The 11,467-nt window shown below is 51.8% G+C and carries 17 protein-coding genes and 1 pseudogene; all 18 read right to left on the reverse strand.

From position 1 onward, the window contains the following. Positions 1-4: 4 nt before the first annotated feature. On the reverse strand, positions 5-988 hold the full coding sequence (locus tag QXT02_RS06150) for a DHH family phosphoesterase (protein ID WP_342812568.1): 984 nt from the start codon (positions 986-988) through the stop codon (positions 5-7). A 9-nt stretch (positions 989-997) separates the two neighbouring features. After that, entirely contained in the window at positions 998-1,363 is a 366-nt protein-coding gene (locus QXT02_RS06155) for a prefoldin subunit beta (protein ID WP_342812570.1), read from the reverse strand. Beyond that, positions 1,356-1,631 carry a KEOPS complex subunit Pcc1 gene (locus QXT02_RS06160; protein ID WP_342812572.1) on the reverse strand — a complete coding sequence of 92 codons (276 nt, stop codon included), beginning with the start codon at positions 1,629-1,631 and terminating at the stop codon, positions 1,356-1,358. The genes QXT02_RS06155 and QXT02_RS06160 overlap by 8 nt, the downstream gene beginning before the upstream one ends. Then, complete coding sequence (locus tag QXT02_RS06165) at positions 1,612-2,154, reverse strand: hypothetical protein (protein ID WP_342812573.1); 543 nt, start codon at positions 2,152-2,154, stop codon at positions 1,612-1,614. The genes QXT02_RS06160 and QXT02_RS06165 overlap by 20 nt, the downstream gene beginning before the upstream one ends. 43 nt (positions 2,155-2,197) lie before the next feature. Beyond that, the gene (locus QXT02_RS06170) at positions 2,198-2,329 is read right to left on the reverse strand and encodes a DNA-directed RNA polymerase subunit P (RefSeq protein ID WP_342812575.1); all 132 of its coding nucleotides are present in this window, start codon (positions 2,327-2,329) and stop codon (positions 2,198-2,200) included. Then, positions 2,329-2,589: a 50S ribosomal protein L37ae gene (locus tag QXT02_RS06175; RefSeq protein ID WP_342812577.1), complete on the reverse strand. Its 261-nt coding sequence runs from the start codon at positions 2,587-2,589 to the stop codon at positions 2,329-2,331. Before QXT02_RS06175 ends, QXT02_RS06170 begins: the two co-directional genes overlap by 1 nt. A 4-nt stretch (positions 2,590-2,593) precedes the next feature. Beyond that, complete coding sequence (rrp42, locus tag QXT02_RS06180; RefSeq protein ID WP_342812579.1) at positions 2,594-3,358, reverse strand: exosome complex protein Rrp42; 765 nt, start codon at positions 3,356-3,358, stop codon at positions 2,594-2,596. 2 nt (positions 3,359-3,360) lie between these two features. Beyond that, positions 3,361-4,083, reverse strand: a complete 723-nt coding sequence (gene rrp41 / locus QXT02_RS06185; RefSeq protein ID WP_342812580.1) for an exosome complex exonuclease Rrp41 — start codon at positions 4,081-4,083, stop codon at positions 3,361-3,363. Continuing rightward, complete coding sequence (gene rrp4 / locus QXT02_RS06190; protein ID WP_342812581.1) at positions 4,084-4,776, reverse strand: exosome complex RNA-binding protein Rrp4; 693 nt, start codon at positions 4,774-4,776, stop codon at positions 4,084-4,086. It abuts the gene before it with no gap. Beyond that, positions 4,776-5,468 (reverse strand): ribosome assembly factor SBDS, encoded by a 693-nt coding sequence (locus QXT02_RS06195; protein WP_342812582.1) that lies wholly within the window; start codon positions 5,466-5,468, stop codon positions 4,776-4,778. The genes rrp4 and QXT02_RS06195 overlap by 1 nt, the downstream gene beginning before the upstream one ends. Positions 5,469-5,474: 6 nt before the next feature. After that, complete coding sequence (gene psmA, locus QXT02_RS06200) at positions 5,475-6,233, reverse strand: archaeal proteasome endopeptidase complex subunit alpha (RefSeq protein ID WP_342812583.1); 759 nt, start codon at positions 6,231-6,233, stop codon at positions 5,475-5,477. 60 nt (positions 6,234-6,293) lie between these two features. Further along, the gene (locus QXT02_RS06205; protein WP_342812584.1) at positions 6,294-6,602 is read right to left on the reverse strand and encodes a hypothetical protein; all 309 of its coding nucleotides are present in this window, start codon (positions 6,600-6,602) and stop codon (positions 6,294-6,296) included. After that, positions 6,599-7,048 carry an RNA-binding domain-containing protein gene (locus QXT02_RS06210; protein ID WP_342812585.1) on the reverse strand — a complete coding sequence of 150 codons (450 nt, stop codon included), beginning with the start codon at positions 7,046-7,048 and terminating at the stop codon, positions 6,599-6,601. The genes QXT02_RS06205 and QXT02_RS06210 overlap by 4 nt, the downstream gene beginning before the upstream one ends. 4 nt (positions 7,049-7,052) lie before the next feature. Further along, positions 7,053-7,571, reverse strand: a pseudogene (locus QXT02_RS06215) (50S ribosomal protein L15e); the annotation flags it as partial. 37 nt (positions 7,572-7,608) lie between these two features. Further along, positions 7,609-8,517, reverse strand: a complete 909-nt coding sequence (locus QXT02_RS06220) for a hydroxyacid dehydrogenase (RefSeq protein ID WP_342812587.1) — start codon at positions 8,515-8,517, stop codon at positions 7,609-7,611. Between the two features lie 200 nt (positions 8,518-8,717). Further along, positions 8,718-9,920, reverse strand: a complete 1,203-nt coding sequence (locus QXT02_RS06225; RefSeq protein ID WP_342812588.1) for a redox-regulated ATPase YchF — start codon at positions 9,918-9,920, stop codon at positions 8,718-8,720. Positions 9,921-9,922: 2 nt separating this feature from the next. Further along, positions 9,923-10,264, reverse strand: coding sequence for a DUF2095 family protein (locus tag QXT02_RS06230; protein WP_342812590.1), 342 nt, complete (start codon positions 10,262-10,264; stop codon positions 9,923-9,925). A 1-nt stretch (position 10,265) separates the two neighbouring features. Then, on the reverse strand, positions 10,266-11,467 hold a 1,202-nt coding region (gene glmU, locus QXT02_RS06235), incomplete at its 5' end, for a bifunctional sugar-1-phosphate nucleotidylyltransferase/acetyltransferase (RefSeq protein WP_342812592.1).

Genomic DNA, 11,467 nt, shown 5'->3' on the forward strand with positions numbered 1-11,467 from the left:
CATGTCACCCAGCCTTGAACAATCTCCTTTGGAGCATCTTGACTATCTGTTTTTTTACTTCTTCAAACGAGCCTTTACCGCTAACGCTGGCAGCTCCCGCGTGGCCGCCACCGCTACCGTTAAACTGCTTTCCCAGTTCCTCCATCATTTCTCCAAGGTGTATCCCGGTCTCCTTGAGAAACTCGGGACTTGCTCGGCCACTTACCCTGAACTCACCCTTCTCCTCCGACCCGACGAAGGCCACATCTGCACCAATTCTCACCAACATTCCCGCAGCATCACCCTCAAATGAGCCCAGATCAGAAAAAACTATCAAGCGGCCGTTTATGCGCTGCAGCTCGGAGCGGCCGGCGGCCTTCAGCATGGCCACCCTTCTGGAGAGGTCATCAGGAGGCTTGAGTAGTTCGAGTGCCCGGTTGTAATCCGCGCCAGCCTTCAAAAGCCCTTCAACCACCGTGAAAGTCTCAGGACTGGCAAACCTGAAATGACCGGTGTCGCTGATGACCCCAACCAGAAGTAGTGTGGCCTGCTCTGGCGTCAGCTTCAACCCCATCTCGACCAAAATCCGATAGATGAGTTCCGACTCTGAAGTAATATCCTCACGAACGTAATAGAACTTCGCCAGTTGCCTCATCTCCTCAACTGGTCTATGATGATCTATAACCGCGAAAGCGATACCAGAGTCCCTCAGCTTCTTACCAAATTCACCCAAATGTCCAAAGCTCGAGGTGTCGACGAAAATGGCGAGGTCAAAATCCAGCTCTGGATTCACCTCAACCTTACGATTAAAGCTGTTCAGTACAACCTCGGAAATTGCAGCGAGATCGTCAGCTGTTGCGGCCTTGACCTGCGCCCCAAGCGATGACATCACCTCGGCCAAGACCACGGCGCTGGCAACCGCGTCTGGATCGGCATTACGGTGGCAGAGAATGACGATTCGCTGCCCACTTCTGACAGCTTGGGTTAAAAAGTCTGCCACATCTTTCATCTGGCCCGCCTAGCTCGCCAAACCTTCCGATCCCTGTCCCTTTAGCGCCTCGTCAATCTTGCTCTGCATTTCCCTCAGGCGCTGGATGGCCCGTTCACTTTGACGCTCCAAGGTCTTAATCCTCAGATCCAGTGTTTCCTTCTGCTCGGCGAGACTCTTTTGGAGCTCAACCTTGCTGGCCTTCACCAGTATCGTTCCCAAGCTCTTGTAGACCACAGCGTCGTCCGGCAGTTTGACCAACTCCTCGTGCGCCCTCTCAGTCTCGCGAAGCAAGAGTTCAAGCTGCTGTCGCTGGCTCATCAGTATCTGCGCCTGCTGCTGCGCCTGCTGAAACTGGGCCAGCTGATGCCTTAGCTGAGGCGAAAGTTTATCCATTGCGCTTCCTCCTTGGCTCCAACATGTCGCGCGCAACAATCGCCCATCTTATGAACGAGTTGAGCGCTGCACGTAGGGCCGCTGTGTCTTCTGCCTCTACCTGTAAAAATAAAGCGTTTTCCCTTCGAAATACCTTCGCCTGACATCTAGAAGTGGCTGGCAATTCCTCCTCTGGGGCAAGAGCCTGCTTCACCACCTCAGCTTCGCGAACACTTTCAAATTCAATCCTCACTAGGGCGCTGGACTTCTCAGCTCGAACCACCCACATCACCCAACCGCTTAAACAGGGGACCAAAAGAACTCACCAACAACACAGGACCCACATCCTCAGCATCGGGCATGACCCCAAATTTTATTTTCAGACCATCCTTTGAGGTTATAAGAATAATCGGGCCTGACTCCGGCGTTCTCTCAACGCGGTCGATGCCCAGAATTTTCCCCAGCCAACGGGCAAATTCTAAAGAGGATGCATCCTCCGCATAGATTCTTATTTTGCCCAAACGACCAAACTTGGTCTTTACCCGGCTAACCGTCACCCCGGCCAGCCTTATCGTGGCATCCATCCATCGCCATGTCTCCCTTACTTCTATAAAGCGGATTTCTCCTGGCTTGTCCAGTAAACTGCTGATGATCATGACCCGGTCATGACCACGTTGCTTGGCCAGAAAGACTATCTTCTCAATCGTCTTTACGCCGCGAGGGATATACTCACTGCCGGGAAGAAACCGGGCCAACTCCCTGCCGAGGACCCTAGCCAGATGACAAGGCCGCCTCGATGTGGTCAGCAGCATGGCCCCCCCTAATTATCTCTGAGCTAGCTAAAATAGGGGTAACTCATCTCGCCTTTATCTTGCGGACAATATCCCGGCGCGGTTTGTAAAGGATCTTCGAACCACAGTAAGGACAACGCGGCCGGTTTTCCGGAAGTTTCTCCACCATTCTGCCGCATTCACCACATCGATACATTACGCCCCCTCCTTTGACGGTGCCCTCTCAACCGTGGTCGCCATGACTGTGGGTGCGTAGGCGCCTCCAGCAAATTTGGCCCCACAGCGGCGACACTGCCAGATGGAAGAGCCGGTTCTTCTGACCTTCATCGCCCCACAGCTAGGACACTTGTACACCTGTTTCAGCTTCTTCTCAACTTCAACCACGAGCTTTCTTACCTTGGTACCGTAGCGGGGACCGAACCTGCCAGCGGAACCTATTTTTTTAGTCCGAGGCATGCGCTCACCTCAGCTTCTCCCTAAGCTCCCTCGCTTTGGAGCTAGCCAAGTCATAAGCCTGTTCAAGCTCCTCGCGGGTAAAATACCCCTTACCGCCCTTTTGCATGGAACAGATGCTACCATCTTCTATGGTGGTTATCGTCAGTCTAGCATCCATGACTCTCTCCTCGTCCAAGCAAGGGTCGACCACCAGTCTGCCATCGATCTTGGCAACCGTCACCGCCACCGGCAACTTAGAGAGGGGGAACTCCGACAGCCTCCAGTCCTCATCCTTCGGCGGCTTCACATCGGTTAGGGCGGCGATTGAGGCGAGGGCCGCTGCGTCGATGAGTCCACCATCGTGATCTAAAACATCAATATCGATAAAGACCGACCAGACATCTTCGCCCGGCTTTATCCCTAGCTTTTCCAAGTCAATGGCCTCTGATTCTCTAATGCCGCGGTCGACCACCCGCGCCAGCTCGATGGCCTCAACACGCGGTGGGCCGGGCTCAAAGGTGGGAGAGGCCAGCGGTAGCAGTTCCGCGTTCACGATTAAAACTCCGCTCTCAGGGGTGTCCGGGAAGGGCTCCGCATGCATCAATTTGACGCCGACGAGGACCTGGGTCTTGCCCAGCTTCACCTTCGCCGATCCATTGGCTGTTTTTATCAGGCCTTTTTCCACCACGACCTCCCTGAGCTGGTCCAAGGCACGGCCGTCCACGCGCTTACCCTGTTTCACCAAGTCAATTATATAGTCCCTCTTGACGCAGGAAATTATTTCATCCATGGCTACTCACTCTCCTTAATAGCATACTTCTCCTTTAGTGCCTGCCGTTGCACCTCATAGATCTTCTCACAGCCCTTGAAGGCTAAGTCCAGAGCCTGCTTAAACTCCTCCTTGGTGAAATGTCCATCCATCTGTAGAAGAGTTATCACTCTCTTTCTTGGAATAATCGCCACCGGCATGTCCGTGGTCCCAAACTGGTCCTCTTCCTTCATAAGGTCAAGAACAATGGTGTCATCAATTTTGCCCACCGCCACCGATGAAACCAAATCTCTCATTGGTACTCCAGCATCGGCTAGCGCCACCGCAGCCGCGTTGATTCCGGCCGTTCTTGTCCCAGCATCCGCCTGCAGCACTTCGATAAAGACATCGATCACCGATCTTGGATAAAGCTCCAAAAAAAGCACAGGCTCCAGTGCCTCCTGAGTGACCTTTGAGATCTCCATTGATCTTCTATCCGGTCCCGGCTTCTTTCGGTCCTCGACCGAGAACGGTGCCATGCTGTACCGGCAGCGCAACACTGCCGAGTCTGGCTGCTGGTCGTGCCTCGGATGCATTTCTCGAGGTCCATACACGGCAGCAAACACTTTATTATTTCCGAGTTCGACATAGGCTGAACCGTCGGCCCGCTCAAGAACTCCTGCTTTTATCTTCAGCGGCCTGAGCTCATCAGGTGCTCGGCCGTCTAGCCTTCTTCCATCAATCAACAATTTTTCCGGTTTTTCCATTCAAATTCCTCCTGCTTTTTCCTTTTCAAGCATGAGGGCCACCCGATCAGTAAGACCGGAGGTATGCGCCTCGCGCTCGATCATGAGTATGGCCTCCACGGCCAAGTTAACCATCTCAGGGTCATCTCCCCAGATTATTATCCTCCCGTTCTGGCCCACGGCAAGGGTACAGCCAGTCTTGGATTCTATAACTTTAAGCATGGATCCCTTACGACCCAGCACCCGCGGTATCTTTGCCGGCGATATCTCCACCAGCTTGCCACCCTTAATCTTACCCATGCCTCGCCCCGGAGTTTCCAGCAATACCCTCATATACTCATCGACTTCTTTGACTGAAGCAAGCACCACATCACCGATACCGAGGAACTTGCTTATATCCTCCTTGTTAAGGTCCACCTTTCGATGTACTAGCTCGGAAACAAAAAGATTGGCCGTATATGGTGAGTTAATATCTAGGATCCAGCCTGAGGGGTGATTGTCGATGACCACGCCGATGACGAGATCGCCGACATGTGGTATGTAGCGACCCTGAAGAGGTATCACCCTGACCCTGTCACCCTTAACATCGGCCAGCCCCACTACTGCGGAGTAGATTTTGCTGCCCTCACGGTAGGAACCCTCAAGGTGCCTGTAATCTCCTTCCGCAATCAGCTGCCCGGGAACCACTATCTCCCTGTTCTGAACGTGAATCATCACAACACCTTTGTTTCGGCCTCTCCCCTAGTCAGGTCGTTGAGCCTGTCGAAAAATTCTCCCTGCACCCCTGCAGGTATTTCCACAACCACGGCCCATGAGCCATCATTGAGCCACTGTTCCTGCTTCACCACCCCGAACTCCCTCACCGTTCGTTGAACCCGGCCCACATAACTGGCTGGTATTTTTACCGCTATCCTCTTGCTTTCAAACTTCAGCGGCAGGATTGGAACCAGTGCCTTAACTATCTTAGGAATCTGCTCCTCGGCGCTCTTGTACTCATCTATTTGAACCTTGGCCTCGTTGATTGCCGTTTCAATCCTAGCTGGGGGGTGTGGCAGCCCAGTCTGTGGATTGACCGCACGTCTGGAGATTATGGCCACCACCTGTTTCAGCCTCTGTTCTCGCATCCGTCGCCTTTGCTCCGTGGTGATCTGAACTTCGCCCTTTTTTACGATCTGCTCGGCAACCTTGTAGACATCGGTGGTCCCAAAAACTTTCCGGATCATCTCCTCAGATGCCACGTCGCCTTTTTTTGAGTCCTTGAAGATCTTATCGCTGGCCAGCAGGCTACGCATGTCCACGCTACCGCCTGTCCTCAAGCTAAGCGCCAGCTCGGGATCTACGAGCACCTCAAAGGTCGTCCCATGACTGGACAACCTAGCTACAACAGCGTCCTCTAACTTGACCATGGTCCGCTACTCCTTCGCGGACTTGGTCTGCGGCTTAGGGCCCAACTTCCTTATGTACTTGGCTATTTCCTCATTGCTCAGCTTCTCAAAACGCCCTGTCTTTACCGGTATAATTGCCATCTCCACGTTCTCCTCGGTAAACTCACCCTCAACAACCAGCCGAAGTGCTTCCAAAGCGAGGAGAATGGCATCTTCAAGAGAAAGCTTCTCGTCATAATTCTTCTCAAAGAAATCGGTCACTGTCTGGGCTCCGCCCCCAATGGCCTGACACTTGTACGCCGCCACAACTCCGCTAGGGTCCGTCTCAAAGAGACGGGGTTTCTTGTCATCAACGCCGGCAATGAGAAGTCTAGCACCAAATGGTCTGACGCCGCCGTGCTGAGTGTAGAGCTGCTTGGTATCCCCGATGCGTTTAGCCAATGATTCTACGCTTATCGCCTCGTCATAACGCAAACGGTTGATCTGGGCCTCTATGCGCGCGTGATCGATCAATACGCGAGCATCTGCAATCAAACCCGATGCTGCAGCCCCGATATGCTCGTCCACTTGAAAAATTTTCTCGATCGAAGTTTCTTCCACCAGTTTGCTCCGAACCCTTTTTTCCGCAGCCAGAACCACGCCTTCATTTACCTTGATTCCCAGAGCCGTCAGCCCGCGCTTGACGGCCTCCTGGGCATATTGGACCTGGAAGAGTTTACCATCTGGGCTGAAGACAGTTATCGCCCTGTCATAACCTGCTCCAGGTGGTACAAACGCCATGCGCATCAACCTTTCTTAAACCAGTGACTATGATTCAATAACTGTAAGATATAGACATATTTAACATTAGCGGCAGCTCCCAGCAACGCCCCCTTCGCCCTCAGGCCCAAAAAATTTTCTTTTGGCAGCCCTCATCGTACCAGAAACTCCGATAATCTTCATTGGAACTCCTCTCTCAGCTATCTTTTCTCTGAGCTCATCTAAGAGTCGATGAGAACAGAAAAGAATGCCCTTTCCCAAATTTTCATCGTAAATAACTGTTCTGATCTCCCTGTGGTCTGCTTGCAACTCCTCGCAAAGCCAAGCTAGTGTTTGTCTGATATTCAGGTTTCCATCGACAATCTCAAACACCACATATCTTCGCCTAAGCCTCATGATCTCTCACCGGCTGCAAGAAAATCCACCACCTTCGCCACAGCCACGTCACGTTTGGCGGGAAATGATATTACCTTGAGCTTCACATGAATTGACTCACCCAGCTCGGTGAGGACCAGCCTGCCCTCGCTCGCACACTGTTTGTCAAACCTAAGATAAAGAAAACATGAGTCATCCATTCTTTCTTCAACCGCTTTTCGGAGATCTGAGAAAGTAGCCTCATCCATCTTCATTCGAATGGTCTGCCAAAGATCCTTGAGTTCCTTTCTCTGGTTAATTCTAGCCTCAAAAACTATGATAGGATTTCCGTGATGTCCAGTCAGGTGTGACCTGCGTACGCCCACAGATGAAGGTAAAAAACTTCTTAGTAATTCCAGAACCTTCTGCTCGTCCTCGGTGGCATGCGCATGTAAGCTTATTACCGCGCTGCTAAAGGGAAACTTCATCAACTCACTTTATTCTCTTCCGGGCTCTGACGCTCGGCCTCATGCGCTCCGCTCCCTTGCCCTTCCTAGTCAGCCCGCGGGACTTTTTTCCCGCGTGCGTCAGGCCCCGGTAGACTCGCCCCCGATGTTCCCCAGCCGCTATCCAGCTCAGCTGGGGGTCGCTTTTGATTGCAGGATGATGGGGATCAATCATGATGACCTCATAGTACTTATGGGTGCCATTCTCCGCAACCTTGTAGGAGTTGAGAACCTCTAGGTTGGGGTATTTTCTCGCTGCCCTTTCCTCGGCAATAAGCTGAAGGTTTTTCTTGGGAACTATCTTCAAAACGCCCATACGCTTCGGTCTTCTGCCGCGCGAAGGCCTCTCCTTTCTCCTGCCTCCTCTCCTGACTCTAACCCTGACCACGATGACGCCCTGCTTGGCCTTGTAGCCCAGCGATCTGGCCCGTTTTGGATTGGTGGGGCCATCTATGCGCTGGATGGCCGGAGCCCTGCGCCACTCTGATAGGTGGCTTCTTAATAATCCTGCTTGTTCTGTCGCCAAACTAACACCACCAAAGTTATGCTATTGCTTCCTTTATCTTCTCCGATATAAGGATGGCTGCTTCCTTCTGGGCCTCATGTGTAGATGCTCCAATGTGAGGCGTCAGGATCACGTTGGATAGCTTCAATAATGGGCTATCAACCGGTGGCTCGCGAGAAAACACGTCAAGGCAGGCCCCGGCAATTTTTCCGCCCGTGAGAGCCTCGATCAAAGCGTTCTCATCGACTATTTCCCCTCGGGAAGTGTTAATTAAAACAGCGGTTGATTTCATCAGTCCAAGTTCCCTTCTTCCGATCAGGTGCCTAGTCTCCGGTGTCAGCGGTAAGTGGATGGTCAAGTAATCCGCCTGTTTGAGAACCGTGTCCAAGTCGGTATATTCACAAGCAGTCTTGGCAATAAATTCCGGATAGACCACGCAGTCCTGAGCAACTATCTTCATCCCAAAGGCAACGGCAAGACTACCAACGCGCTGCCCGATCTTGCCAGTCCCAATTATGCCCAGAGTCTTTCCACGCAACTCCGTGCCCATCAGCTCGGATTTCAGCCACTTCCCCTGCTTCATGCTAGAGTCAGCCTGCGGCAAGCGCCTAGCCCAAGAGAGCATTAAACCGATTACCAGCTCTGCCACTGCTTCGGTTGGTGCCTCGGGGGTGTTAAGAACTTTTATCCCTCTGGCCTTCGCCGCCTCAACATCGATGTTGTCAACGCCAGCCCCGGCGCGGCCTATTATGCGGAGCTTCTTTCCGGCCTCGATAACCTCCTTTGTCACCTTGGTCGCACTACGGACAACCAGCACCTCATAATTTTTGATGCGTTCAAGTAGTTCTGGAGGTTTCAACCCAATCGCAAGGTCGACGTTGGCAACTTCCTTAAGTCGCCTGATACCTTCTTCGTCTATCTTATCAGTAATCAGTATATTCACCATTTTACCACACCATCATAATTAAACTCGCCTAATTTATAGCCGTTCCAGATAAATATTTTTTTTAATCACTTAAACATAGGATGCCAAAAAAGTATTTTTTTCAAGCCACTATTTTCCCTATCTTGACGGTTAAGCACAGGCTTTGAAAGGCCGAAATTTCAAATATTAAGCCTCAAAAATCAGGGCACGAGAATCCAAAATCAGCGCCCCCGGCTGGAAACTATCTTGATAATGTCGCCGTCCTTAAGCTGGTAGTCCTCACCAAGCCTACGTTTCGTCCTAGCGTCGATCGCATAGAGAAAGGCCTCGCCTAACTCAGTATGGATGGTGTAAGCGAACTCCCTCGCGGTGGTTCCCCTGCGAACAAGAAAAGCATCGGGGAGTATATTGCCATTTTTGTCTGTTAGCTTGTGCTCATCATCTACCGGGTAAACTACAATCAGCTTTAGCAGCTCGTAAATTGCCTTGTCGACCACCTGCTGCACGCCGGTCGAGCCGAATTTTTTCAGCAACACCGAGATCTTTTCCAACGCCATCTTTTGTTGTTCGTTCAGCAGTTCCGGCTTTAACAACTTGAACTCAGCATCTCCCGGATGGTATTCAATTATGCCTCTTTCCGCCGCACGCCTCAGGATTAACTCGGCTTCTGAGCAGGTCGGCACGACAATGTAGCCGCGCTTCTTCAAACGCTCGATGTTGGCCTCCGCGGTTGGAACATCAGATTTGTTGGCCGCGATCATTATGGGCTTACTAACCTTCCGCAACTCTGCCACAAATCTAAGCAGATCATCAGCTGTCCATCTTTCGGGGTCGAACTGATCCACGGCCGCCTGTTTGAAAGCCTCAGAAACATGGTTGGATTTCACTCCCAAACCGCTAAGGCGATTGGTTATCTCTTTTACCAAATCCAGCTTCTCGTACTTGGCTCGGCGCGCAAACTTGGGCCAGTCCTTAGAAAGCAGACCCCTAATCCACATGGCAATCTCAACTTCAAGAAAATCGATGTCCTTCAAAGGATCATGGGTGCTAGGGGGGCATGGTCTTCCCTCACCGTCGGTCCCCCCAGAAGCATCTATTATGTGGATCAAAGCTGCCGCCATGCGCAGATTGTCTAGAAATCTGTTCCCCAGCCCCCTCCCCATGTGTGCGCCTTCGACCAAGCCGGCCACGTCGATGATCCTCACCGGTACGTGGCGAATACCGTTAATGCACTTGGAATTCTGCGGATTGCAGACCACGTTGAACTCCCGGCAGGGACATTTGCTGCGAACGTAGGTTACCCCGACATTAGCATCGATCGTGGTGAATGGATATCCGGCCACTGGAGCGTTGGCCAGTGTCACCGCATTGAAAAAAGTCGTCTTGCCCGTGTTGGGCTTGCCGACTAGTCCCAGCTCAAGCACGATTAACCCTTCGCAACACGCTCGTAGTATCCCGGCTCCTTGTGGCTGCCAAAGCTGTCCAGCCCCTGTTCAACCAACTGCCTCCGGAGCCTCTTGGCGTAATCCTCGTTGATCTCCTTTCTGACCTCAAGATAGTTTATTATTTCCAAGGCTTGCTCCTCCGTCGAACACCTGCGGATAAAATCAACCGCGGTTGGTATGTAACCTTGACCCAGACCAGCTGCCCTTTCCCCTTCATCAATCGTACTTCTAACAGCGTTTATCCTAATGCTGCCCTTGCCTCCCATTTCTCTAGCCAAGTTCGGATATTTTTTCCTAAATTCCTCTTCTGAATACTCGCCCATTTCACCACCCGGTCTTTCTGGGCCACCTATGTTTCTTGATAATCGGCTCGGCTATTACTAGTGTGTTTGGCTGAACGTCTTCATAGACAACCGCACCTGGGCCGACCGCGGCGTTCGGGCCTATCTTGACTCCAGGGTTTATCATGGAATTAACTCCTGTCTTAACATCGTCTCCGATCACGGTCCCGAGCTTCTTTCTCCCCGTGTTGATGATTCTTCCGCTGACTTTCATCTTGACCGCGCTTTCATCAAGCCGCAGATTAGCGATAGTGGTACCAGCACCCAAGTTACATCTACTGCCGATGATGCTGTCCCCGACATAGGAAAGATGGGCCACGTTGGTGTGGTCCATGATGATGCTATTCTTTATCTCCACCCCGTTGCCAATTCTAACGTGATCACCAACGCTGGTAGAGGGACGGATGAAGCAATTGGGGCCGATGTCGCAGTTCTTACCAATGTAAGTAGGTCCTTCGATGTAGGACCCGGATCTTATCCTTGTCCCCTCACCCACATAGACGTTCGATTCAATATAAACGCCGTGCTCAATTTTCCCGTGGATTTCACCCTTTAGGTCCCGGAGGAAGTATTCATTAGCCACCAACAAATCCCAAGGCCTTCCGATGTCGGCCCATAACTCCAGAGGTGATGTAAAGACCTCCCCTCCTTCGTCTATCATTATCTGAATCGAAGTGGTAATCTCATACTCTCCGCGTTTAGATTTTTTCGTCCTCCTTATGGCGTCAAATATCCTAGAGTCAAAGATGTATATTCCAGCGTTGGCCAACCTGCTCTTCACGCGCTTGGGCTTCTCGACGATTTCGGTTACCTTATTTTCCTTCACAAAAACAATACCAAACTGGGCTGGATCCTCAACCTCAATGGTTCCCATAAGGCAGGAAAAGTTTTTTCTACTGCTCAGCTCATGATACCGAGCAATAAACACGTTTAGAGATTCTTGGTCAACCAGCGTGTCTCCATTCATAACCATAAAACGCTCCCCGCTCACAAAATCCTCGGCCAGCGAAACGGCATTGGCGGTCCCAAGCAGTTCCTTCTGGTGCAGGTACTCCACACGAACGCCGAAGCTTGAGCCGTCACCATATCGCTCCATTATCTGGTCCTTGCCGAAGCCAACGACCATCGCAATCCTGCTCACTCCTGCGTTGCGGAGAAGCGATACCACGTGATCCAGAGCGGGCT

It is taken from the genome of Hadarchaeum sp. (SeqCode), from assembly GCF_038871235.1.
In the GTDB taxonomy this organism is placed as follows: domain Archaea; phylum Hadarchaeota; class Hadarchaeia; order Hadarchaeales; family Hadarchaeaceae; genus Hadarchaeum.